Origin of the sequence: Sneathiella sp. (assembly GCF_041689005.1) — a bacterium.
Lineage (GTDB): Bacteria > Pseudomonadota > Alphaproteobacteria > Sneathiellales > Sneathiellaceae > Sneathiella.
In genome coordinates this window covers 1-24,411 of sequence record NZ_JBDNHC010000057.1, presented here as the reverse complement: position 1 = coordinate 24,411, position 24,411 = coordinate 1, and the positions used below count along the sequence as shown (strand labels likewise).

Annotated in this window: 24 protein-coding genes; 17 read left to right on the top strand and 7 right to left on the bottom strand. The window is 57.2% G+C overall.

Annotated elements, in window-relative coordinates:
• Position 1: 1 nt before the first annotated feature.
• Complete coding sequence (parC, locus tag ACESNI_RS06610; protein ID WP_373085743.1) at positions 2–2,230, bottom strand: DNA topoisomerase IV subunit A; 2,229 nt, start codon at positions 2,228–2,230, stop codon at positions 2–4.
• A gap of 42 nt (positions 2,231–2,272) precedes the next feature.
• Complete coding sequence (gene recO / locus ACESNI_RS06605) at positions 2,273–3,061, bottom strand: DNA repair protein RecO (RefSeq protein ID WP_373085742.1); 789 nt, start codon at positions 3,059–3,061, stop codon at positions 2,273–2,275.
• A 110-nt stretch (positions 3,062–3,171) separates the two neighbouring features.
• Here recO and ACESNI_RS06600 point away from each other — a divergent pair, with 110 nt between their 5' ends.
• Positions 3,172–3,489, top strand: coding sequence for a hypothetical protein (locus tag ACESNI_RS06600; RefSeq protein WP_373085741.1), 318 nt, complete (start codon positions 3,172–3,174; stop codon positions 3,487–3,489).
• Between the two features lie 54 nt (positions 3,490–3,543).
• On the opposite strand, the gene gatB is transcribed toward ACESNI_RS06600, so the two are convergent.
• Genes gatB through gatC form a run of 3 tightly spaced genes read right to left on the bottom strand, consistent with a single transcriptional unit; the run spans position 3,544 to position 6,765 of the window.
• Positions 3,544–4,998 (bottom strand): Asp-tRNA(Asn)/Glu-tRNA(Gln) amidotransferase subunit GatB, encoded by a 1,455-nt coding sequence (gene gatB, locus ACESNI_RS06595; RefSeq protein WP_373085740.1) that lies wholly within the window; start codon positions 4,996–4,998, stop codon positions 3,544–3,546.
• A gap of 1 nt (position 4,999) precedes the next feature.
• A complete protein-coding gene (gene gatA, locus ACESNI_RS06590) occupies positions 5,000–6,478 on the bottom strand; it encodes an Asp-tRNA(Asn)/Glu-tRNA(Gln) amidotransferase subunit GatA (protein ID WP_373085738.1) in 1,479 nt (492 codons plus the stop codon).
• Positions 6,478–6,765: an Asp-tRNA(Asn)/Glu-tRNA(Gln) amidotransferase subunit GatC gene (gene gatC / locus ACESNI_RS06585; protein WP_373085737.1), complete on the bottom strand. Its 288-nt coding sequence runs from the start codon at positions 6,763–6,765 to the stop codon at positions 6,478–6,480. The genes gatA and gatC overlap by 1 nt, the downstream gene beginning before the upstream one ends.
• 107 nt (positions 6,766–6,872) lie before the next feature.
• Here gatC and ruvX point away from each other — a divergent pair, with 107 nt between their 5' ends.
• From ruvX to rpmG, 13 genes are all read left to right on the top strand, one after another.
• Complete coding sequence (ruvX, locus tag ACESNI_RS06580) at positions 6,873–7,331, top strand: Holliday junction resolvase RuvX (RefSeq protein ID WP_373085735.1); 459 nt, start codon at positions 6,873–6,875, stop codon at positions 7,329–7,331.
• Positions 7,332–7,386: 55 nt separating this feature from the next.
• Positions 7,387–8,331 (top strand): aspartate carbamoyltransferase catalytic subunit, encoded by a 945-nt coding sequence (locus ACESNI_RS06575; RefSeq protein ID WP_373085733.1) that lies wholly within the window; start codon positions 7,387–7,389, stop codon positions 8,329–8,331.
• Positions 8,331–9,623, top strand: coding sequence for a dihydroorotase (gene pyrC / locus ACESNI_RS06570; protein WP_373085732.1), 1,293 nt, complete (start codon positions 8,331–8,333; stop codon positions 9,621–9,623). The genes ACESNI_RS06575 and pyrC overlap by 1 nt, the downstream gene beginning before the upstream one ends.
• An 11-nt stretch (positions 9,624–9,634) precedes the next feature.
• Positions 9,635–10,306, top strand: a complete 672-nt coding sequence (gene plsY / locus ACESNI_RS06565; protein WP_373085731.1) for a glycerol-3-phosphate 1-O-acyltransferase PlsY — start codon at positions 9,635–9,637, stop codon at positions 10,304–10,306.
• A gap of 48 nt (positions 10,307–10,354) precedes the next feature.
• Entirely contained in the window at positions 10,355–10,831 is a 477-nt protein-coding gene (locus ACESNI_RS06560) for a hypothetical protein (RefSeq protein ID WP_373085730.1), read from the top strand.
• Positions 10,832–10,949: 118 nt separating this feature from the next.
• Positions 10,950–12,062 (top strand): DNA-processing protein DprA, encoded by a 1,113-nt coding sequence (gene dprA / locus ACESNI_RS06555; RefSeq protein ID WP_373085729.1) that lies wholly within the window; start codon positions 10,950–10,952, stop codon positions 12,060–12,062.
• Between the two features lie 71 nt (positions 12,063–12,133).
• Positions 12,134–14,764, top strand: a complete 2,631-nt coding sequence (gene topA, locus ACESNI_RS06550; RefSeq protein ID WP_373085728.1) for a type I DNA topoisomerase — start codon at positions 12,134–12,136, stop codon at positions 14,762–14,764.
• A 39-nt stretch (positions 14,765–14,803) separates the two neighbouring features.
• A complete protein-coding gene (gene rnr / locus ACESNI_RS06545) occupies positions 14,804–17,119 on the top strand; it encodes a ribonuclease R (RefSeq protein WP_373085727.1) in 2,316 nt (771 codons plus the stop codon).
• A gap of 93 nt (positions 17,120–17,212) precedes the next feature.
• Positions 17,213–17,596, top strand: a complete 384-nt coding sequence (locus tag ACESNI_RS06540; RefSeq protein ID WP_373085726.1) for a DUF983 domain-containing protein — start codon at positions 17,213–17,215, stop codon at positions 17,594–17,596.
• A gap of 116 nt (positions 17,597–17,712) precedes the next feature.
• Positions 17,713–18,432 carry an NUDIX domain-containing protein gene (locus tag ACESNI_RS06535; protein WP_373085724.1) on the top strand — a complete coding sequence of 240 codons (720 nt, stop codon included), beginning with the start codon at positions 17,713–17,715 and terminating at the stop codon, positions 18,430–18,432.
• A complete protein-coding gene (locus tag ACESNI_RS06530; RefSeq protein WP_373085722.1) occupies positions 18,429–19,079 on the top strand; it encodes an NUDIX domain-containing protein in 651 nt (216 codons plus the stop codon). The genes ACESNI_RS06535 and ACESNI_RS06530 overlap by 4 nt, the downstream gene beginning before the upstream one ends.
• Positions 19,072–20,223, top strand: a complete 1,152-nt coding sequence (locus tag ACESNI_RS06525) for an MFS transporter (RefSeq protein WP_373085720.1) — start codon at positions 19,072–19,074, stop codon at positions 20,221–20,223. Before ACESNI_RS06530 ends, ACESNI_RS06525 begins: the two co-directional genes overlap by 8 nt.
• A gap of 119 nt (positions 20,224–20,342) precedes the next feature.
• Positions 20,343–20,510: a 50S ribosomal protein L33 gene (gene rpmG, locus ACESNI_RS06520; RefSeq protein ID WP_373085719.1), complete on the top strand. Its 168-nt coding sequence runs from the start codon at positions 20,343–20,345 to the stop codon at positions 20,508–20,510.
• A 68-nt stretch (positions 20,511–20,578) separates the two neighbouring features.
• Here rpmG and ACESNI_RS06515 read toward each other — a convergent pair whose 3' ends face one another.
• Positions 20,579–21,988, bottom strand: a complete 1,410-nt coding sequence (locus ACESNI_RS06515; protein WP_373085718.1) for a PleD family two-component system response regulator — start codon at positions 21,986–21,988, stop codon at positions 20,579–20,581.
• Positions 21,989–21,992: 4 nt separating this feature from the next.
• Complete coding sequence (locus ACESNI_RS06510) at positions 21,993–22,370, bottom strand: response regulator (protein ID WP_373085752.1); 378 nt, start codon at positions 22,368–22,370, stop codon at positions 21,993–21,995.
• A gap of 188 nt (positions 22,371–22,558) precedes the next feature.
• On the opposite strand from ACESNI_RS06510, the gene ACESNI_RS06505 reads away from it, so the two are divergent.
• The 3 genes from ACESNI_RS06505 to ACESNI_RS06495 all read left to right on the top strand — a co-directional run.
• Complete coding sequence (locus ACESNI_RS06505; RefSeq protein WP_373085717.1) at positions 22,559–22,831, top strand: DUF3572 domain-containing protein; 273 nt, start codon at positions 22,559–22,561, stop codon at positions 22,829–22,831.
• Positions 22,832–22,837: 6 nt separating this feature from the next.
• Complete coding sequence (locus ACESNI_RS06500; RefSeq protein ID WP_373085715.1) at positions 22,838–23,509, top strand: hypothetical protein; 672 nt, start codon at positions 22,838–22,840, stop codon at positions 23,507–23,509.
• Between the two features lies 1 nt (position 23,510).
• On the top strand, positions 23,511–24,411 hold a 901-nt coding region (locus ACESNI_RS06495), incomplete at its 3' end, for a DNA polymerase IV (RefSeq protein ID WP_373085714.1).

Here is a 24,411-nt window from a genome sequence, read left to right as displayed (position 1 = left end):
CTTAACTGAATTTGTTACTTTTATTAAATCCGCGGGGCGGCAGGCGTCCCGCATTGCCGCGCCGGGTGTACCAGCCGGTCAAGTCTTGCTCGGTTCGCGTACGGTCACCCGATTTCCAGCTCAGACCATCCGCCCTGGTAAAAGTCATGATATCCGATAGGCCACCATCCTTGTAGCGCTGCAAAGTAACCCCCCGGCCCCGCGCCATTTCCCCGACTTCCTCAAGGGCGAAGCAGTTGAGCCGACGGTTTTCCCCGATAACCGCTACGGAATCGCCGCTGACATCGATACAGAAGGCCGCCTCAACATCACCGGAGACATTCAGCGTCTGCTTGCCGTTGCGGGTCTGGGCGATGACGCTTTTTTCATCCACCACGAAGCCGCGCCCGTCGCTTGAGGCCACCAGCAGCTTGCGGTCGGGTTTATGAACAAACAGCTCGACGATATCCTGGTCATTGCCAAGATCGATCATCAGCCGCACCGGCTCGCCATGCCCGCGCCCGCGCGGGAGCTTGTCACAGCCGATGGTATAAAAGCGTCCGTTGGTTGCGAACAGGACCAGCTTGTCCGTAGTTTCCGCCGGGATCCAGAAGCGTTCCTTGTCGCCGTCCTTGTATTTTTCGGCCCCGTTTTTCTCCACATGGCCCTTGAGGGCGCGGATCCAGCCCTTTTCAGAACAGATAATGGTGATCGCTTCCTTCTCGATCATCGCCTCCATTGGCATTTCGGGAAGCTCGGTCGCTTCGCCGATGCGGGTTCGCCGGTTGGATAGCTCCGGTAACTTCTGGAGGGTTTTGCGAAGCTCGCGGATCTCGTCGGAAATGGCGGTACGGCGAAGCTCCTCGCTGTCCAGCAGAGCCTCCAGCCCGGCCTTTTCCTCGCTCAGCTTGTCATGTTCCGTGCGCAGTTCCATCTCTTCAAGACGGCGCAAAGACCGCAGCCGCATGTTGAGAATCGCTTCCGCCTGGTTGTCCGTCAGCGTGAAAGTCTCGATCAGGCTTTGCTTCGGATGATCCTCCTCACGGATGATGCGGATGACTTCATCCAGATTGAGGAAGACGATCAGGTAGCCGGCGAGCACTTCCAACCGGGCCTCGATCTTGCCGAGACGGTTTTTCGAGCGCCGGATGAGAACCTCAAAGCGGTGATCGAGAAAGGCCAGCAAGACTTCTCTCAGGTCCATCACCCGCGGGGTCTGTGTCGCGTCGAGGACATTCATATTCAGCGAAAACCGGTTCTCGAGATCGGTCAGGCGGAACAGCCCCTGCATCAGCATTTCCGCCTCGACATTCTTGCTGCGCGGCTCGAGGACAAGGCGGATATCCTCCGCTGATTCGTCCCGAACATCGGCAAGAAACGGCAATTTCTTGTTCTGGATCAGCTCGGCAATCCGCTCGATCAGCTTGCTTTTCTGGACCTGATAGGGAATTTCTGTGACGACGATCTGGTAAGTACCGCGCCCCGTATCCTCGACCTCCCACGTCGCCCGCTGGCGGAAGCCGCCGCGGCCGGTAAGATAGGCCTCACGAATGCTCTCCGGTTTTTCGACAAGCTCGCCGCCGGTCGGAAAATCCGGCCCCGGAATAAATTCTATGAGCTTGTCAATACCGGCATTCGGGAACTTGATCAGATGCAGCAACGCCCCGGCAATCTCGACCGCGTTATGCGGCGGGATCGAGGTCGCCATGCCGACCGCGATCCCAGCGGAGCCATTGGCGAGCAGGTTCGGAAAGGCGGACGGCAGGACCACCGGCTCATGTTCCTCGCCATCATAGGTCGGGCGAAAATCGACCGTGTCCTGATCGATATCGCGGAGCAGCATTTCGGCGACGATGGTCAGCCGCGCTTCGGTGTATCGCATGGCGGCGGCATTATCGCCGTCGATATTGCCGAAATTCCCCTGCCCCTCCACCAGCGTATAGCGCTGGGCAAATTCCTGGGCGAGCCGGACCAGTGCATCATAAACCGACTGGTCGCCATGGGGATGATATTTACCGATGACATCGCCGACCACGCGGGCGCATTTCTTGAAGCCCGAATTGGGATCAAGCTTGAGCATCCGCATGGCATAAAGCAGCCGCCGGTGGACAGGTTTCAGGCCGTCCCGCACATCGGGGAGCGAGCGGGACATTATGGTCGACATAGCGTAGGCGAGATAGCGCTCGCTTAAAGCGTCCTTCAGCGAGGTCGGAACAATCTCGCCGGGAGTAATCGGGGAATGGTCAGTCATGCCCCCTATATACCATCTGATTTTCGTTTGAGGAGGGAAAAATTAGAGAAGATTGGTTTCCGTGTTTTTTTCCAGATCAGCAGGCCCGGACCGGCGCCGGAAAGCCGTCATTAATCGCTCCCGCGCGGCCAGATGCAGGTTGGGCCGGTGCTCGGTTATGAATTTTTCAATGAAATAACCGGTGAGCTCCAGACCGTCGAGAAGGTCGCCGGCCGGAACGTCGGTGATCCCCAGTTCCGCGATCCGGCCCGCCTGCACAAAAACGGGCAGTTTCAGAAGCTTGTCATGATACGGCAGGCCCGCCTCCCGGCTCACGGCCCGCCGCGATTTCGGCGAGACGTAGGCGAGATCCCGGGTGGTGCCGGTGGCCGCGCAGCGCGAGAGATCAAGGCCGTAGCCGATCTCGCTGAGTAACCCAAGTTCCCAGCGGATCAGCAACAACGGCCAGATATCCGTCTCCTGCTCAAGCGAACGAAACAGCAAAAGCGTGGCCTCGTAAAGGGCCTCATGCGGTTCGCTTTCCGGCAATACGATATCCAGCAGGGCGAGTGCCGAGCAGCTTGCCATCAGGGCGAGCGGGGCATCAAACAGATTTGTCGCGTGGGATTTCAATGCCTCCACGGTAAACATCCCCAACTGCTCGGCAAGGCGGCTTCGCCAGGTCAGGGTCACTTCGCTGCCGGGCTGCAGGATACCGCGCATCCGGCGCCCCGTCCCGCCCCGCACCAGTCCGGCGGAGCGTCCGTGCTCCCGCGTGAACGCATGAATGATCACACTGCTCTCGCCGTGTTTTCGAGCATTGAGGATTAGGCCGACGTCGTTCCAGTTCATGGGGGGATGCTAGCAGAAAGGGCCCGCCCGCCGAACAAAAATCGGTCCCGCTTTTTTCTCACAGCGGGGGCGACCCACGCGTCCAAGACGGAAGAACAGAGGAAGGACATATGCCCTTGGAAACCCACATTGCCCTGATCAGTACGGTCACCGATAAAAATCTTCATTACGAAAAACTCGACACCGAGGGCATTGAATGGATGATGTCGCCCCCGGAAATGCTTGCCCCGTTTCAATATCACCGCTGCAAATGCTCCGGGCCAGCATCCGGCTATCAGATCGCGCTGAAATACGAGGGGCTGATCTGCCGCATTGATGTCACTGCCTGGGGAGTATCCTATCGCAAGTCAACGCCGACCTTCCACGATATGGAGATAATCCAGATTACGAATACAGCCCCATATCGCCTTGAAATAGTTATGATATAGACGTCATTTGTAGGTGTAGAAAGGCGGCGGCATCTGGCGGCCGCCTTCTCTTGATTACACGTCCAACTTCGGTTTCAGGATTTCCGTCACCACACCGGGATTGGCCTTGCCCTGCGTTGCCTTCATCACCTGGCCCATGAAGAAGCCGAACAGCTTGTCCTTGCCGCTGCGATATTCGGCAACCTTGTCCGGATTGGCGGCGATCACGGCGTCAATCGCCGCCTCGATCGCGCCGGTATCAGAAACCTGTTTCAGGCCCTTTTCCTCGACGATGGCCGCGGCGCCTTTGCCACTATCGAACATCTCCTCAAAGACTTCCTTGGCGATGCGGTTGGAAATGGTGCCGTCGGCGATCAGGTCAACGAGCTCCCCGAGCGCATCGGCGGAGACCGGGCTGTCGGCGAGATTCTTGGAGGTGCGGTTGAGATTGCCAAACAGTTCGCCGATCACCCAGTTGGCCGCGAGCTTCGCATCACGGCCTTTGGCCACCGCCTCGAAATAATCCGCGACTTCCTTTTCGGCGACAAGGACACTCGCGTCATAGGGCGACAGGCCAAGCTCGCCGATGAAGCGCGCCTTCTTCTCGTCGGGGAGTTCCGGCAGAGTCGCGCGGATCGCCTCGATAAAGGCATCGTCGAATTCCAGTGGTAACAGGTCGGGGTCGGGGAAATACCGGTAATCATGCGCCTCTTCCTTTGAACGCATGGAGCGAGTCTCGCCCTTGACCGGATCATACAGCCGGGTTTCCTGCTTAACGCTGCCGCCGCCCTCAATGATATCAACCTGGCGGTTGGCCTCATAAACGATCGCCTGCTGCATGAAGCGCACCGAGTTAATGTTCTTCATCTCGCAGCGGGTGCCGAACTCGTCGCCCGCCTTGCGCACCGAGACATTGACGTCGGCGCGCATGGAACCTTCATCCATATTGCCATCGCAGGTCCCGAGATAGCGGACAATGCTGCGAATCTTTTTCACATAGGCCGCCGCCTCCTCAGGGGAGCGCATGTCCGGCTCGGAGACGATTTCCATCAGCGCCACGCCCGACCGATTGAGGTCGACAAAAGTCTGGCTTGGATGCTGGTCATGCAAACTCTTGCCCGCATCCTGCTCCAGATGCAGGCGGGTGATGCCGATTTCGCGGGTCTCCCCATCTTTCAGGTCGATGAGGATCTCGCCCTTGCCGACAATCGGCTGCAGGAACTGGCTGATCTGGTAGCCCTGAGGCAGGTCGGCATAGAAATAGTTCTTACGATCAAAGATCGAGAATTTATTGATCTGCGCCTTGAGGCCGAGACCGGTCCGAACCGCCTGCTCGACCGCCATTTCATTGATCACCGGCAACATTCCGGGCATGGCCGCATCAACGAAGGAGACCTGCGTGTTCGGCTCGGCCCCATAGGTCGTGGGTGAGCCGGAGAAAAGTTTTGACTGCGTGGTGATCTGCGCATGGATCTCAAGCCCAATAACAACTTCCCAATCGCCGGTGGCGCCCTGAATAATCATTCCCATCTCAGCCCCTCCACCAGTCGGTCGGCGTCGCCGTAAATCCGGCCGCCTCTTCTAGCACGCCAGCAGCACGGAAGACGGTTTCCTCATCAAACGGACGGCCCAGCAGCTGAAGTCCCAGCGGCAAGCCTTCCGCCGATAATCCGGCGGGCAGGGAAATGCCGGGCAGCCCAGCCAGACTTGCGGGCACCGTGAACACATCATTGAGATACATTTCCAGTGGATCGTCTCCCTTCTCGCCAAAGGCAAAGGCGGCCGAAGGGGCCGTTGGAGTCAAAATCACATCGACCTTCTCATAGGCTGCCCTGAAATCATCAGCGATCCGGGTGCGGACCTTCTGCGCCTTCAGGTAATAGGCGTCGTAATAGCCTGCGGACAGCGCATAGGTCCCGATCAGCAAGCGGCGCTTGACCTCGGTGCCGAAGCCCTCGCCGCGCGTGTTCGCATACATATCGCTCAGGTCCTTGCCCTCAACCCGCAGGCCATAGCGCACACCGTCATAGCGCGCGAGGTTGCTGGAGGCTTCGGCGGGGGCAATGATGTAATAGGCGGGCAGTGCATATTTGGTGTGCGGCAGGCTGATCTCGACGATTTCCGCGCCCGCCGCCTTCATCCAGTCGATTCCCTGATCCCAGAGCTTCTTCAGCGCGTCGCTCATGGTATCGAGGCGGTATTCCTTTGGGATGCCGACCTTGAGGCCGCGAATGTCCCCGGTCAAAGCTGCCTCGAAATTCGGCACGGGCATATTAACGCTGGTGCTGTCCTTGGGATCGAACCCCGCCATGGATTCCAGCATGATCGCGGTGTCGCGCACGCTGCGCGCCATCGGTCCCGGCTGGTCGAGGCTGGAGGCAAAGGCAACAACGCCCCAGCGCGAGCAGCGGCCGTAGGTGGGTTTCATCCCGACAATCCCGGCAAAGGACGCAGGCTGACGGATCGAGCCGCCAGTGTCTGTTCCCGTTGCGCCCATGGCGCTGAAGGAGGCAACGGCGCTTGCCGATCCGCCGGAGGAGCCCCCCGGCACAAGGTCCCGGTTGTCGCCGGTGCGGCGCCAGGGATTGACCACATTGCCGTAATAGCTGGTCTCGTTCGACGAGCCCATGGCGAATTCATCGAGATTGACCTTGCCGAGCATCACCGCGCCGTCGGCCCAGAGTTTTGAGGTCACCGTTGATTCGTAGCGCGGTGTGAAGCCATCGAGAATATGCGAGGCGGCCGTGGTCAGCACACCCTTGGTGCAGAACAGGTCCTTAATCGCAAGCGGAATGCCGTCAAGCTTTCCCGCCGCGCCGCCGGCCCGGCGCGCATCTGACGCCGTCGCCGCGTCCACGGCAATCTCCGGTGTCTTGGTGATAAAGGCATTGAGCGGATTTGCCGCTTCCATGGCGGTGATATGGGCGGCGGTCAATTCACGCGCCGAAAAATCCTTGGCATTGAGACCGTCGCGGGCGGCGGCGATGGTCAGCCTGGTCAGGTCCGTCATTATTCGATCACCTTCGGGACGGCGAAAAACCCGTCTTCATGGCCTGGGGCATTGGCGACGATATCCTCGACATAGCCACCATCCGTGACAACGTCTGCGCGCCAGCGCATACGCATGTCGGCGACAGAAGTCATTGGTTCGACATTTTCCGTGTCGACCTCGCTGAGCTGTTCCACCCAGCCCAGTATATTATTCAATTCGGCCGCCATCGGTTCGAGGTCTTTTTCCTCAATCCTGATGCGGGCCAAATTGGCGACTTTTGCCACTGCGGCTTTATCAAGCGACATTTGTCACCCTTTACTATAAAAGAAGCTATCCGGAAGGTCGGTCCGGACTTTAACTTAACCCCAAAAACAGGCGCCAAACCGACATTGGCTGCAAATTAACGTAAGCAATGCTCCTCGGCAACCCCACCCATTTGAAACATTTCCTGCCCGGCAACAAAAGACTGCTGGGGATGGACCCCGGTACCAAGACCATTGGGCTTGCCCTTTCCAACCTTGCCTTGAATGTGGCCACGCCTCTTATGACGATCAAGAGGACAAAATTCAAGATGGATGCGGCAGAAATTGCCAAAATAATTGAAAGTGATAGCATCGGGGGCTTCGTCATCGGCTTGCCGATCAACATGGATGGCAGCGAAGGCCCCCGTTGCCAGTCGATTCGCCAGTTCCAGAAGAACCTGGAGGAGCATTTCGACCTACCCATGTGTTTCTGGGACGAGCGGCTCTCCACCGTCGCCGTCACCCGCCATCTACTGGAAGTCGATGCCTCCCGCAAGAAACGTGCAAAAGTCGTGGATAAAATGGCCGCCGCCTACATCCTTCAGGGCGCGCTCGACGCCATGCAATAATTTTTCAACTGACGCTTGCCCCGCCTGCCGAGGATCGCTATACAGTTTTCTTTTAATGACTAATACAGATCCCATACGATTTGCCCATCGGCATCTCCTTGATATTGCGCGACTTAGCGTCACCGATATCAACCAGATCCTTGATCTTGCAGAGAGTTACGCGGAAACCTCGCGCTCCGCTGACAAGAAGCAGTCTCTCCTTCACGGCCGGACCCAGATCAACCTCTTTTATGAAAACTCAACCCGGACCCGGACCTCGTTCGAGCTGGCAGGCATGCGGCTTGGTGCCGATGTCATAAATATGTCGGTGGGGTCCAGCTCGGTCAAAAAGGGCGAGACGCTGATCGATACGGCGATGACCCTGAATGCCATGCACCCGGACGTTCTGGTGATCCGCCATCCCGATTCAGGGGCACCGCATCTGCTGGCCCAGAAAGTCGACTGCGCCGTCATCAATGGCGGCGACGGCAGTCACGAGCACCCGACGCAGGCGCTGCTTGATGCCCTCACGATCCGCCGCCGCAAAGGACGGTTGCAGGGGCTCATCGTGGCCATTTGCGGAGACATCCAGCATAGCCGTGTCGCCCGCTCCAACATCGCCCTGCTGAATATCATGGGCGCGCGGGTGCGCGTGGTCGGCCCGACAACCCTGATCCCCTCCCATGCCGCGAAAATGGGCGTGGAGGTTTATCACAAAATGTCGGAAGGGCTGAAGGATGCGGATATCGTCATGATGCTGCGCCTGCAGACCGAGCGCATGCAAGGCTCCTTCGTGCCGTCCGTACGGGAATATTTCCACTTTTTTGGCCTCGACAAGGAAAAGCTGTCCGTGGCCCGACCCGACGCGCTGATCATGCATCCCGGTCCGATGAACCGCGGTGTAGAGATTGACTCCGAGATTGCGGATGACCTGATTATCAGCGCCATCTCTGAACAAGTGGAAATGGGCGTCGCCGTGCGCATGGCCTGTCTTGACCTGTTGACGCGGGGGGATGCCTGATGGCCGCGCCAGTACATGCCCTGATTAACGCCCGCCTGCTCGATCCGGCGACATCGACCGACATCAGGGGCGGCCTGTTGATCGAGAAGGGGAAAATCCTCGACTGGGGATCGCATATCACAAAGGACGCGCTGCCAGACGGCGCGACGGTTGAGGACTGCGGCGGAAATTATCTGGCTCCCGGCCTCGTCGATGCCCATGCCTATCTCTGCGAACCGGGCAAAGAACATCGTGAAACCATGGCGACCGCCGGAATGGCCGCCGCCGCCGGCGGGGTCACCACCATAAATGCTTTCCCGGCAACCGAACCAGTGATTGACGATCCAGCGCTGGTCGAACTGGTGGCGCGGCGGGCGAAAACAACCTGCGCCGTCAATGTCTGCATCACCGGGGCGCTCACCAAGGGGCTGCTGGGCGAGGAAATGGCGGAATTCGGCCTGCTGTCTGAGGCCGGTGTGGTCGCCGTCAGTGACGGTCAGTTTGCTATTGCCAATATCAACCTGATGCGCCGGGCTTTGGCCTATGCCAGCATGTTTGACCTGCCCGTCATTGTCCATGCCGAGGATCCGGCGCTGGCCGCTGGCGGTGTCATCACAGGCGGGCGTACGGCGACCTTCATGGGACTGAAATCCATCCCCTCCTGCGCCGAGGCCATTCTGGTGGAGCGGGATATCCGCCTTGTCAAAATGACTGGCGCGCGCTGGCATGCGGCGCACTTGAGCACCCGCGACGCACTCGATACCATGCGCCGGGCAAAAAATGACGGACTGAAGGTTACCGCCGGGACCGCCCCGCATTACCATGCGCTCAATGACCTTGAACTCGGCGAATACCGCACGTTCGCCCGTGTCTCCCCGCCGCTTCGCGAAGAAGAAGAGCGACTGGCGGTAATCGAGGCGATCAAGGACGGGACGATCGATATCATTTCCTCCCAGCATCTGCCGCAGAGCGCCGACAGCAAACGTGTTCCCTTCGCCCAGGCCAAACCCGGCGTCATCGGGCTGGAAACCATGTTGCCGGTCAGTCTTCGCCTCTATCACAATGGAGACGTTGATCTTCTGCGCCTGCTCTACACGATGACGGTGGCGCCCGCCAAACTGCTCGGGCTCAACGCGGGCGCGCTCCGGAAAGGGGCGAAAGCGGATATTTTCCTGTTCGACACCGAGCGGCCGTGGCAGGTCGACGGTGACTTGCTGAAATCAAAATCAAAAAATACCGCGTTCGACGGCCATTTGCTGCAAGGGCGCGTCCTCAAAACCTTTGTTCGCGGCACCGCCGTGTTCGAATTGTAGGAGGCACCTCCATGCCGGACCCGATTGGCGATTTCAGCTTTACCTGGCCCTATTACGCGGCGGTGATTGTGGGTTATCTCATTGGCTCCATACCGTTCGGGCTAGTGCTGACAAAGCTCGCCGGCCACGGCGATGTACGCAATATTGGCTCGGGCAGTATCGGCGCGACCAATGTGCTCCGGACCGGGAACAAGGGCCTTGCGCTCGCAACTCTCCTGCTTGATGGCGGCAAGGGCGCGATTGTCGTGATCCTCGCCAATATCTACTTCACGCAAGATTTTGCAGTGCTGGCGGGTGGCGGCGCTTTTTTGGGCCATCTATTCCCCATCTGGCTGCGTTTTAAGGGGGGTAAGGGCGTTGCGACTTTTATCGGTGTCATGCTCGCGATCTGTTGGCCGGCGGGGATTGCCGTTGTGCTCACATGGCTGGCCGTCGCTGTGACTTTTCGCTACTCGTCTCTCTCTGCACTCGTTTCCGCCGCGCTCTCACCGCTCTATACGTATCTGCTGATGCGGCTCTCGCCGCTCGGCGGTGTTTATTACGGGGATCTGCAACTTATTGAGTTCACCGCCTTTATGGCCCTTTTCATCTTTATCCGTCATCACCAGAATATCGCCCGCCTGCTGAAAGGTGAAGAACCCCGGATCGGCGAAAAGAAATCCCGACCAAAGGTAGAAACATAATTTGCATATGATTACTTAAAGGTGTAATTCCTTACAGTGAGAATTTGCATGTCCATTACCCCAGTTATTACAACACCCTCTGGCGATGCCCTTGTTCTCAGGCTTCAGGCACTTGCCGATACGACCCACCGTGAGTTTTTAGCGCAAGTGACGCGGCGAGAGGCAGAAATCGCCCGCCACAAAAGCGCCTTTCATCGCAAATTTCTGGCCCACACCCTTATCGTAGAGAAAACAGATAGCCCGCCGTCACCGCCCCAGCCCTCCCTAAAAGAACGCTTCAACGCCATCAGGCCGGCTCCACTTGTACTTCTGAAAGCGCCCGTTCGACCACACCGCCCGGTGCCAGCGGTTAATCCCGCGATACCGGAAATCGCTCCTGTGATCGACATCCCATCCTTTCCAACTACCCCCCTTGACCTCGCTCCTCGCGAAGGCGAAAAGCTGGTTAAATATGAAGAAAACGTCCGATCTTTTTCCTTTCGGCGGTTATTTGACAGGGCACCCAGGTTCGGCAGCGACCCGTAATTGCGGCCTGGCCATTTCCTTTAAAAAAAATCCAGACGGGAATCCAGCGTGTGCCTGGCGCGCATGAAATCAATTGACGCGTTTAATAAAATCCTGTCACTTTAAGCTTATGGAAAACATGCACGAACTGTCATCGGAGGAACGACTGGACTGGCTGCGCCTGATCCGCTCGGAAAATGTCGGCCCGATCACCTTCTTCCAGCTTCTCGCCCGCTTTGGTAGTGCCCGCAAATCGCTGGAGGCGCTGCCGGAGCTTGCCCGCAAGGGGGGCCGAAAAAAACCGATACGGATCTGCCCGCTGGCCGCCGCGCAAAAGGAAATTGAGGATGTCACGCGGTTTGGCGCGCGCATGATCGCCGCCTGCGAGCCCGACTATCCGGCGCGGCTGCGCAATATTGCTGATCCGCCGCCGGTCCTCACCGTCAAGGGTCATGGCCATCTGCTGAACGAGGATACGGTCGCCATCGTCGGCGCCCGCAATTCCTCTGCGGTCGCTGTCAGGATAACCCAGAAGATCGCCGCGGAGTTGAGCGCAAAAAAGATCATTGTCGCCTCCGGCCTCGCACGCGGCATTGATACCGCCGCCCATCAGGCCGCTCTTGCCGGCGGCACGGTTGCGGTTGTCGGTGGTGGCATTGACTATCCGTACCCGCGCGAAAACAAGGAGCTGCAAAAGCAGATTTATGACCGTGGATGCGTGATCGCGGAACAGCCGTTCGCCACGGTGCCCCAGGCCCGCCATTTCCCGCGCCGCAACCGGATTATTTCCGGGCTTTCGCTCGGTGTGCTGGTCGTCGAGGCATCACCGCGTTCTGGCTCCCTCATCACCGCCCGCATGGCGCTTGAACAGGGACGTGAAATATTTGCCATCCCCGGCTCCCCCATGGATCCGCGTGCGCGCGGCACCAATAACCTCATCCGGAGCGGCGCCCAGCTCACAGAAAGCGCCGATGATATCCTGGAGTCCCTTCAGAATATCCGCCGGCAACCCCTGAAGGAGCCGGACCAGCCGCTCCTTCCCTTCGCCCCTCCCGCCCCACAGCAGGAGCAGCATCTTGATAAAATCCGCCCGCAACTGATCACTTTTCTCAGCCCGACCCCAATAGAAATCGACGAGTTGATCCGCCTGATGGAACAGCCGCCAGCACTCATTTTAACGATTTTACTTGAACTTGAACTGGCAGGTAGACTAGAGCGTCATTTCGGAAACAGGGTTTCCATCATTGAGTAGCGTCTCTATATAAGACGGACGGGTGCCTTTTACTTGAGGCGAATTTAACAGAGAAAGTCTGCGGTGTTAATATGAACGTAGTTGTCGTCGAGTCTCCGGCCAAAGCCAAGACCATCAACAAATATCTGGGCAAGGACTTCACGGTTCTGGCTTCCTACGGGCATATCCGCGACCTGCCGTCGAAGGACGGATCTGTGAAGCCGGAAGAAGATTTCGCCATGGATTACCAGAACGATGCGAAATCCGCCAAACATATCAAGGCCATTGCCGACGCCCTTGACGGCGCCGAAAATCTGTATCTCGCCACTGACCCGGATCGTGAGGGGGAGGCCATCGCCTGGCATGTGATGAAAGTGATGGAGGAAAAGAAAAAGCTGAAAACCGCGAAAGTCAGCCGCGTTGTCTTCAATGAAATCACCAAGCGCGCGGTGCTGGACGGGATTGCCCATCCGCGCGAGCTGGATATGAATCTCGTCAATGCCCAGCAGGCACGGCGGGCCCTCGACTATCTTGTCGGCTTTACCCTGTCACCGGTCCTCTGGCGCAAGTTGCCCGGCGCCAAATCGGCGGGTCGGGTGCAATCGGTCGCACTCCGCCTGATCTGTGAGCGCGAGCTTGAGATCGAGGCCTTTATCGCCGAAGAATACTGGACGATTGACGCGGATTTCATGACCAACAAGGCGGAGAAGATCACGGCCCGTCTGACCCATCTCGCCAACAAGAAGCTCGACAAATTTTCGCTGCCCAATGGGGAAACGGCGAAAGCCGCCGCCGAAAAAGTCCGCGCAGGCCATTTCACCGTGTCCGATGTGACCCAGAAGCCAGCCAAGCGCAACCCCTCCCCGCCCTTTACCACCTCGACCCTGCAGCAGGAGGCCTCCCGCAAGCTCGGCTTCGGTGCCAAGCGGACGATGATGGTGGCGCAGAAACTCTATGAAGGCTTTGATATCGGCGGCGAAACCCAAGGCCTGATCACCTATATGCGGACCGACGGCGTCAGCCTCGCCAATGAAGCGGTTGAAGGCGCCCGCAACGTTATCGCCCGTGAATATGGTAAGGAATACGTGCCCGAGACGCCGCGTTATTACAAGGCAAAATCCAAGAATGCGCAGGAAGCTCATGAGGCCATCCGGCCAACGGATCTATCCCGCACTCCAGCCATAGCCGCCAAATACCTCGATCAGGAACATTTACGGCTCTATGAACTGGTCTGGAAGCGCACGGTTGCCAGTCAGATGGAAAGCGCGCGGCTTGAACGCACCACAATTGATTTCAGTGACGGGGCCGGACAAACTTTACGCGCCACCGGCAGTGTCGTTCGCTTCGCAGGTTTTCTCAAGCTTTACGAGGAAGGCCGTGATGATGCTGTCGATGAAGAGGGCGGCAATCGTCTCCCCGCCATAGAATCGGGAGCAAAGGTTGATACGGATATCGTCCGCGAGGACCAGCATTTTACCGAGCCTGCCCCCCGCTATTCCGAAGCCAGCCTAGTCAAGAAGCTGGAGGAGCTTGGCATCGGGCGTCCATCCACCTACGCGTCCATCATCTCCGTTCTGCAGGACCGCGATTATGTCCGCATTGAGCAGAAGCGCTTCTATCCCGAAGACAAGGGACAGCTGGTCACCGCGTTCCTTTCCTCCTTCTTTACGCGCTATGTGGAATATGATTTCACGGCGCAGCTTGAGGAAAAACTCGATGATGTGTCGGCCGCAAAAATGGATTGGAAACAGGTCTTGCGTGATTTCTGGTTTGATTTCAATCTCTCCGTCGAGGGAACTGCCGAACTCCGGGTCTCGGATGTCCTAGAGGAGCTCAACCGTGTGCTGGCGCCGCATGTTTTCCCGCCGCGCGAGGATGGCAAGGATCCGCGCACCTGCCCGAAATGTGATGAGGGCCGGCTTAGTCTGAAAACCGGGCGGTTCGGGGCTTTTATCGGTTGCTCAAACTATCCTGAATGCCGCTTCACCCGGCAACTTGGCACCAAGGACGACGAGGATACCAGCATCGACGAAGGGCCAAAGGAAATCGGCCTCGACCCGGAGACCGGCTTGATGATAACCCTGCGCAAAGGCCCATATGGTCCCTATTTACAGCTGGGCGAGCCGGAGCCGAAGAAGAAGCCAAAACGGGTCTCCATTCCCAAGGATGTGCCGCTTGACACCGTCGATTTCGATCTCGCCGTGCAGTTGATGGCCCTACCGCGAGAAGTCGGTCCACATCCGGAATCAGGCAGCATGATCACCGCCGGGCTCGGCCGCTATGGCCCCTATGTTGAGTGTGACAAGAAATACGGGCGGGTTGCCGAAAGCATGGAAGTGCTGACCATCGGCATGAACCGGGCCGTCGAGCTGCTGGCTGCCGCGAAACCGCGCGGCGGGGCCGGCCGCGGCGCAGCGCCGCTGCGTGTCGTTGGCGCCCATCCGGCAGACGGAGCGGATATCAATGTCAAGGACGGCCGCTATGGGGCCTATGTCGCCCACGGCGGCATCAATGCGACGATCCCCAAAGGATCAGACCCCTTGACCATCACTCTCGACGAGGCGGTGACGCTGCTGGCGGAGCGGGCCGAAAAAAGCGGAAAAAAGCCGAAACTGGCCAAAAAAGCAGGCGCAAAGAAACCAGCTGCGAAGAAGAAAACCGCGGCCAAGAAGGCTCCCGCAAAAAAAGCGGCGGCGAAAAAGTCAACGGCCAATGCCGACTAAAACCCGTCTGCTGCCATTAGACTTGGAAAACAGGATATTTTGACCCCCACAGACACCAATAAGTCACCCCTGCCAACCAAGGCCGAGGTTCGCCAGTTCATCGACGATAGCGAGACCCCCGTCGGCAAGCGCGAGATCGCCAAAGCCTTCCAGATCAAGGGCGCCGACCGTATCTACCTAAAAAAGATACTGAAGGAGCTTGTTGACGACGGCGCACTCGAAAAAGGTCGCAAGCGCGAACTCGCCCCGGCTGGTGCCCTACCCTCTGTCGCCGTGATCGAGGTCGACCATCTCACCAAGGATGGCGAGGCGGTCGCCAAACCTGCGACCTGGACTGAAGGCGCCGCCCCGATCATCTATCTGCAGCAAGACGCGAAAACACGTGCCCATGCCCCCGGTGTCGGGGATCGCCTGCTTGCCCGTCTCAGCCGATCAAAAGACGGAACCTATGAAGCGCGGGTTATCCGGCATCTCGAAGCCGCCACCGGCCCGGTCCTTGGCGTTTACACGAAAATCGGCAAGGACGGCCGGGTCCAGCCAACAGATCGTAAGCTGAAAAAGGAAATCATTGTCCGGGAGGATAATTCGCTTGGCGCGCAAACCGGCGAGGTCGTGCTCTGCGAGATTTTACCTGGAAAAACCTATGCTCTGCCGGAAGGCCGGGTGAAGGAGCGAATCGGTCCGATGGGCGATGCCACCTCGATCAGTCTGATCGCCATCCATGCCCAAGGCATTCCCTCAGAGTTCAATGACGCGACCATCAAGGAAGCCATGACGGCCAAACCGGTTTCGCTTGGCAAACGCACCGATCTCCGAAAACTGCCAATCATCACCATCGACCCGGAAGATGCCCGCGATCGCGATGATGCGGTCTGGGCCGCGCCCGACGATGATGCAAAAAATCCGGGCGGCTGGCAGGTTATTGTCGCCATTGCCGATGTTGCCCATTATGTCACCTATCAATCTGAATTAGATAAATCTGCCAAGCTACGGGGAAATAGTGTTTATTTCCCTGACCGGGTTGTTCCGATGCTGCCCCATGAACTGTCCAGCGATCTCTGCTCCTTGCATGACAAGGTTGACCGGCCGGTGATGGCAGTGCAGATGTGGTTCGATGTCGAGGGCAACAAGCTTCGCCATAAATTCATGCGCGCCCTGATCAACAGTGCCGCCTCTCTCACCTATCGTCAGGCACAGGACGCCGAGGACGGGCAACCAGACGCGGTAACTGAGCCGTTGGTTGACCATGTCATACATCCGCTCTACGGGGCTTACGCGGCCCTGAAAAAGGCGCGAGCGAAACGCCAGCCCCTTGATCTCGAATTGCCAGAGCGGCAAATTGAATTTGGCGAGGACGGCTTTATCAAGGCGGTACATAAAAAGCAGCGGTTCGCAGCCCATATGCTGATCGAGGAATTCATGATCCAGGCCAACGTCTCGGCCGCCGAGACTCTGGTAAAATTGCGCCGCCCCTGTATGTTCCGCGTGCATGAGCCGCCCTCCGCCGACAAGCTCGTGGGCTTGCAGGAAACCCTGGCCGACATGAATATCCGCTTCGCCAAGGGACAGATTGTGCAAACCAGCACGTTCAACCGTATTCTTGCCCAGGCGGACACCGAGATTGACCGAGAGCTTGTCAGCTCACTGGTTCTCAGGACGCAGTCGCAGGCGGTCTACAGCCCGGACAATCTGCATCATTTCGGGCTCAACCTGAAAAACTACGCCCATTTCACCTCGCCGATCCGCCGATATGCGGATTTGCTCGTCCATCGCAGCCTGATTGCCGCGCTCAAGCTCGGCGACGGCGGGTTGCACGAGGAGGAAGCAGCGGAATTTGTGGAAATTGGTACCATGATCTCGAATTTCGAGCGACGGGCGATGATCGCCGAGCGGCAGACCAACGACCGTTTCACCGCCGTCTTTCTCGCCAACAAGGTCGGCGAGATTTTTCAGACGAAAGTCTCGGGCGTAACCCGGGCAGGACTGTTCCTCTCCTTCGATGATACCGGCGCCGATGCGTTGGTGCCGATCTCTACGCTCGGCAACGACTATTTCCATTACGATCCCGACAAACACAGACTTGTCGGGCGGCGCACCGGGGTAACTTACCGGCTTGCTGACCGGTTGGCAGTGCGCCTGCGTGAAGTGGACATTGTCACTGGCAGCATGATCGCCGAGGTTATCGACGGCCGCGACGGCGGCGCGGCCTCTCCGCGTCCGGCCCGGGATACCCGCCGGTCGTCTGGCAGAAAACCTGGCGTCAAAGCCTCTGCCCAGCCGCCAAAAAAGAAGAAGAAAAAGAAAACGCTGCCCAAGGCCAAAAAGCGGGCAAAGCGAACAGCTCGGTCAGACTGAATTCTGCGGCACAATGTCGCAAACCCCTTTTCGTCGTACTTTTCATCCCCAGCTAATGCTATTGGTGTCAGCGAAATTAGAGAAATGGTGACCATGAATATTGTCGAACAGGAACGATCCGTCCGTCAGGCCCTTTTCCACGGCCTGCGTCAACGCTGCCCCCGCTGCGGCATTGGCGATATCTACAAGAGCTATATCAAGGTCAAACATACCTGCGAAACTTGTGGTCTGGAACTGCATTACCAGCGCGCCGACGACGCGCCGCCCTATTTCACGATGTTGATCGTTTTGCATTTTGTTCTGTCCGGGTTGCTAGCAGTTGAGCAGACCTATAGTCCCGCAACCTGGGTGCAGCTAACGATCTGGCTACCGATTGCCTTGGTGTCCTCTCTGTGGCTTCTGCCGCGTGTAAAAGGGGCACTCATCGGGATCCAATGGGCTCGCCGCATGCACGGTTTCGGTGGTGATTTCACCTAAACAAGCCGCGATTACCTACTCCACAACAATTGCAGAAACATCACATGTACTTGTCCTCACGCTGGACTTTCCGGCATTGCGAGGGCATAGTCGCTGAAAAGTGAAAGTTTCTTAACATGACCAACGAGAAGAAAAGATCCGTCGCGGAAAGCCGAACCGACGGCAGCAAGGCGCCGCGCCCGAAAGACGCCGCGACACTCATTCTCTATCGGCAAAGCGGCGCAAAAACTGAAATCCTGATGGGTGAGCGAAGTGGACGGCACAGCTTTCTCCCCAATACATATGTCTTTCCCGGCGGACGCGTGGATGCCAGCGACGGCCGTATTCCGGCGGCCCGAGACCTTCGTGACGATGTGCTGGCCCGACTGTGCCGGGGCGGCTGCAGCCCGGCCCGCGCCCGGGCGCTGGCAATTGCCGCGATCCGGGAAACGTTTGAGGAAACCGGCTTGCGCCTCGCTGCCTCGCATCCCGGACCAAAAATTTCGCGCCTGTCGGTCTGGAACGAGTTTGGCACCGTCACCTGCGGCCCGGATTTATCGAAGCTCGACTATATCGCCCGCGCGGTCACCCCGCCGGACCGGAAGAAGCGCTTTAATACGCGATTTTTTGTGGCTGATGCCGAAAGTCTGGAAGGCGACCTTAAAGGCTCCGGCGAGCTTCTCGACCTGCGCTGGGTCACCATAGCCGAGGCTCTCGACCTCGATATCCCTCTGATTACTGAAACGGTTCTGAGCCATGCGAACACCTTCCTGAAAACTCGGCCGCCCAGAGATGCCAACCGGCCGGTCCCGATGTTTGAAATGCGGCATGGAAAGCGAATATTCGGTGAAGAATGACAACTCCTTTGCTAGAACAGAGGCCGGTTATTCCCCGCCCGGCAGCAAGCCTTGTAATCTACGAAAAGAAGCAGAATGATATCTATGTCCTGATGGGCCGTCGGGCAAAGGCCCACCGGTTCCTGCCCAATGTCTATGTCTTTCCGGGTGGCCGCGTTGACGCTGCGGATGCGATGTGTGAGCCGCTAGCTCCCCTGCCGGAACATGTTGCGCGCAGGCTTTCACGGCCCGCAGGCATGGCCCATGCCGTCGCCACGGCGGCGGTCCGGGAAACCCATGAGGAAACTGGTCTTGTCATTGGCGACATCCGGAACGGGGCATTGGTACCGGATCTGTCGAACCTTGATTATATCGCCCGCGCCATAACCCCACCGATCAGCCCGATCCGCTTTAACACCCGGTTCCTGAGCATCGACGCACGCCATGTCACGGGCACACTCCAAGATTCGCGGGAGTTGATTGATCTGCAGTGGGTTACCCTGACCGAGGCGCTGAAAATGCCCCTTGTCGATGTGACCGAGTTCGTCCTCGGGGAAATCGGGAGGCGAGTTTCTACTTCCGCCCAAACGACATCCGCACCCGCCGGCATTCCCCTGTTTCGCTATATCAAAGGAAAGCCTCGAATTCGATCCATCGACCATGACTGACGAGTCTATACGGGACAACACGCTGGCATTGATTGCGGTCATTGCCGCGGTAACAGCGATGGCGGTATCGCTCAGCTTATCTATCCCGCTTGTCTCGCTGTCGATGGAGCGGCGCGGTTTCGGCAGTGATATCATCGGGTTGATGGGCTCCCTACCCGCCCTCGCCTTTTTGCTGGCCTCCCCGGTCACGCCCGCCCTGACCCGCACCTTCGGGTCCGGAAAAATGCTCTGGGGGGCGTTAGTGCTGGCGACAGTCAGCATCTGGTCGCTCGCCCTGTCGGATAATATCTATTTCTGGTTCTTCCTCCGGTTGATGATCGGCACGTCGATGGCGATCCTGTTCCTGATCAGCGAGACCTGGCTGAACAAGATTGCCATTGAAAAAACACGGGGGAGGACGATTGCGATTTATGTCTCCTCCATGACCTGCGGATTTGCCTTTGGTCCGATCCTGATCAACTTTCTTGGCGCCGAAGGAACCCTGCCCTTTATTGTTTCCGGCTTCATTGTCCTGTCTGCCGGGCTTGCCTTCCTGCTTGTCGGTGATCAGTTTCCGAACCTCGGGGGGAAAAGCAGCTATTCCTACCTTGCATTCGTCAGAATAGCCCCCATGATCAGTGCCGCCGTTCTGCTGGTGGCGTTTTTCGACGGATCCGTCCTGACCTTGTTGCCGGTGTATGGTATCAAGAACGGTCAGGCGCAGGAAACAGCCGTCCTGATGACCAGCGCCCTGCTTGCCGGGAATATCCTGCTGCAGGTGCCGATTGGCTGGCTGGCGGACCGATACAAAAGTTCATGGGTGATTCTTGGCTGCGGGATAATCGGTGTTGCCGGGGCGCTTCTTTTGCCCGTGGCAATGCCCCGACCGTTTCTTCTCTGGCCGCTGCTGATCATTTGGGGCGGGGCGGTCGTCGGCACCTATACGATTGCGCTGTCCATCATGGGGCAGAAATTCAAGGGCGGGGACCTTGTCACCGCGACGGCCGCAGTTGGCGCCCTGTGGGGCCTTGGCAGCCTTGCAGGACCTGCGATTGCTGGCGTGGCGATGGAGTGGGTCGAGCCGCACGGGATGCCCTTTACATTTGCCATCGTATGCCTTGCCTTTGTTGGGATTGCCGGGCACCAGGTCCTGCGCTCCCGATGAGCGGGTAAAATCGCGATTTCGACAGGTTGCGCTTGACTTGACGGATTAAATCCGTATTTTCCGGTCTTCAAATATTTTTCACTTCCGCGATACGGCGGGGGAACACTGGAGTTTCGGATATGGCTAAGCCGACCACATTGAAAATCAAGCTGGTAAGCACCGCAGATACGGGATTTTACTATGTCACGAAGAAAAATCCCCGGACGCTGACCGAGAAAATGGTCATGAAGAAATATGACCCGGTTGCCCGCAAGCATGTTGAATTCAAGGAAGCCAAAATCAAGTAGATTTACGGTGGATAGATTTAAAAGGCCGCAACATTGCTTGCGGCTTTTTTTGTGCCTGCTCTCTGGCGTTAGTTGAACGCGACGCCCGGAGTCTTTTCGAAGCTGACTACATTGGCGGCATTCACTGCCACCCGGTTGCGGCCATCCCGTTTCGCCGTATAAAGCGCCTCATCCGCCCGTTTTAATAAGGTGTCGGGACTTTCCTTCTCCTGCGAGACCGTAACCCCGATAGAGCAGGTCAGGTCCAGCTCATAGCTGCCCTTGGCGTCCGTGAAGGCCTTATCCGCGATCTGGCGCCGAAGCCGTTCCGAAACGGTCGAGGCGACAGAAAGATCGGTATCCGGCATAACAACGACGAATTCCTCACCGCCATAACGGCAAGCAAGATCAATTCCACGGACACTCATGCCGATGCGATTGGCAAATTCCTTGATAATATCGTCCCCGACACCATGGCCGTGGGTGTCATTGACGTTCTTGAAAAAATCAATATCGATGATCATGACGCAGATCGGCTTATAATCAAATTTCGCCCTGTGCAGCAAGGCTTCCAGGTGATTTGACATGTAGCGACGATTATACAGCCCGGTGAGGCTATCAGTCACCGCAAGTTCCATGCTCCGGTGATAATTATAGCGCAGACGGTCCTGATATTGCTTACGCAGGATTTGAGTACGTGTACGGACAATCAGCTCGTTGGTATCGATGGGCCGCATGACATAGTCATTGACGCCAAGATCAAGGCCTTTCAGCAACTTGTCTTTGTCTCCATCATCGACGAGGGTGAGGATCGGCAAATGCCGGGTTTCGTCAACGGTGCGTATCCGCGAACATAACCGCAGCGGGTCGAAATTTGCCGAATCAAGACTGATCACGGCGAGATCGAAATCCCCCGTTTGCAGCATTTCCTGCGCAAGGTTCATGTCCGGTTCGATCGTGACGTCATAAATCTGAGCGTAGACTTCCTTTATCTGCGTTACGGAAAACTTATTGTCATCGATAACCAGGATACGGGCCCGCTGTATCGCCTCTTCCTTGCGGTCGGACATGCTGATCACCCCAAACTCGGAGCTTGTCTCCTCGCGCAGGCGAAATTCATCCATCATCATCTTGAGCCGCAACAAGGATTTGACACGGGCAAACAAGGACATGTCATCCACAGGTTTTGTCAGGAAATCATCGGCGCCGGCCTCCAGTCCCTGCACCCGGTCTGTCGCTTCGCTGAGCGCCGTTACCATGATGACCGGGATATGGGCCGTTCGCGGGTCTTTTTTAAGGCGGCTGCAAACTTCAAATCCGTCCATTTGCGGCATCATGACATCGAGCAAAATCAGATCAGGCTGGACGTCGAATGCGATTTTCAGCGCGTCCGGGCCATTATACGCAGTCAAGACGTCATAATACTCAACCGAAAGCTTCGCTTCGAGAATTTTGACATTCGGTATGACGTCATCAACGACGAGGATACGTGCAGACATTCAGTTAGCCCAGGTATTCTTTGACGGTATTGAGAAAACCTTCGACGGAGATCGGCTTCGCGATATAGGCCTCACAGCCCCCCTCACGGATTTTTTCCTCATCCCCCTTCATGGCGAAAGCCGTTACGGCGATAACCGGAATTGACTTTAAGGTCTCATCCTCTTTGATCCATTTCGTAACTTCCAACCCTGACACCTCAGGAAGCTGAATATCCATCAATATCAGGTCCGGCATGTGCTCGCGCGCCAAACTGAGCGCTTCCATGCCGTCTTTCGTCTGTATAGTGTTATACCCATAAGCATCTAATAGATCATGGAACAACTTCATATTTAAGTCATTGTCTTCGACAATCAATACTGTCTTCATTTTCAAACTGTCCATTTCCGATGCGGCCAACACTGTGTTGTCCGTTACATGATCTAGAGCACTCACTTTCGGTCTCGGTTGCAGAGGTTCCATTTTAACGCCTCCTTCCCAATTGCCGCATATAAAACTACTATCAATCCCCAATAAACAGAAATATGTTTAATTTTCCCTTACGATATTGTTACTAAAGTAAGAAAGTTCAGATGAATCGGGAACAAACGGAGATACTGGCCTTGCAAGCCCTTGCCTACGTGGCCTCCGACGAAAAATTACTGAGCTGGTTAATGGCGGAAACCGGCCTTGACCCCCGGGATTTATCCCGGTCCGCCGACAGTGCCGAGACAATGGCAGGCGTCCTTGATTTTTTACTCGCCCACGAGGATATACTAATTGACTTCTGTAATCACGAAAATCTTGACAAGACCAGCCCGGCAATCGCCCGGCAACATCTGCCCGGCGCCTATTTTGAGGACTAACAAGTAATGCTTACCGATATACATGAAGACGTTCTGCCACAACTCGCGGAACTGAAAATTGATCGAACACGGCCGCTTATAATCACCGACGCGGATGAAGTTCTGTTTAATTTCATGATCGGGCTGGAGGACTATCTCGCCTCCCGCGATCTTTTTTTCGACTGGACGTCCTTCGCCCTTACCGGCAATATCCGGCGGCTATCCGATATGGTGCCCATCGAAGGGGCGGAAGTCGGGGCGTTGCTGTCGGATTTTTTCGAGGATCGATGCGCCCTTCTTCCCGCCGTTGACGGGGCGGCGGCAAGCCTCAAAAAATTGAGCGAGCATGCGCAGATTGTTGTCCTCAGCAATGTGCCACCAAAATTTGCGGTCCACCGGCGAACCGGCCTTTGTGACAAGGGAATGGATTTCCCGCTTATCGCCAATGTCGGCAGCAAGGGCCAGGTCGTCCGCTACCTGACAGATGGAATGACGGCTCCCGCCTATTTCATTGATGACATTCCGCATAATCACAGCTCAGTAAGCGAGCATGCCGCCCATGTCCACCGGCTGCATTATATCGCCGATGAGCGACTATCGGCCTTGCTCGGTCCGGCGGAACATAGTCACACCCGGCTCTATAACTGGCCAGAAATTGAGGCCCATATCATCCATCATATTGAGGCCAGTGTATTTTGACATGAACGCGCTCTGCCGTCGCTGCCTGAGCCTCCTTGAAGAGGGACCGGAACGCACTGAAAGACGCTGTCCCCACTGTCGGTCTCCAAAGATCCTTCGCCATCCTGAGCTGTTCAGCCTGTCCCTCGCCCATGTCGATTGCGATGCCTTTTATGCCGCGGTCGAACAGCGGGACGACCCGTCACTGTCCGAGCGGCCGCTGATCATCGCCCATGATAGCGGACGGGGCGTCGTTACCACTTGCTGCTATGTCGCGAGGATGTCCGGTGTGCGCTCCGCCATGCCGCTGTTCAAGGCGAAGCGGCTCTGTCCGGAAGCGGCTATAGTCACCCCAAACATGGCAAAATATGCGGCCGTGAGTCGTGATATACATGCCTTGTTCCAGCAATTGACGCCCGATATCGAACCGATCTCGCTGGATGAGGCTTTTCTGGACCTCAACGGCACGGAAATTCTTCATCGCCGCAATGCGGCGCAATCCCTGGCATGGCTCGCCCGTGAAATTGAAAGGGAGGTGGGTATTACCGTCTCCGTCGGTCTCAGCTACAATAAATATCTCGCGAAACTTGCCTCCGACCTCGACAAGCCAAACGGGTTCGCCGTCATTGGCCGGGCAGAAACCCTGAGCTTCCTTGCGCCCCGCCCAGTCAGCGATATCTGGGGGGTGGGACAGGCCCTCAACCGCAAGCTTGTCGCCGACGGGATCACCACCATCGGTCAGTTGCAGCATCGCGAGGAAAGTGATCTGGTCCGGCGGTATGGCGTCATGGGAACCCGTCTCTATCATCTGTCGCGCGGGCAGGACAGCCGCAAGGTCATGGCTCAGCGGGAGACCAAAAGCATCTCGGCGGAAACCACCTTCAGTACGGACATTTCAGACATCGATGTGCTTGTCGCCCGGC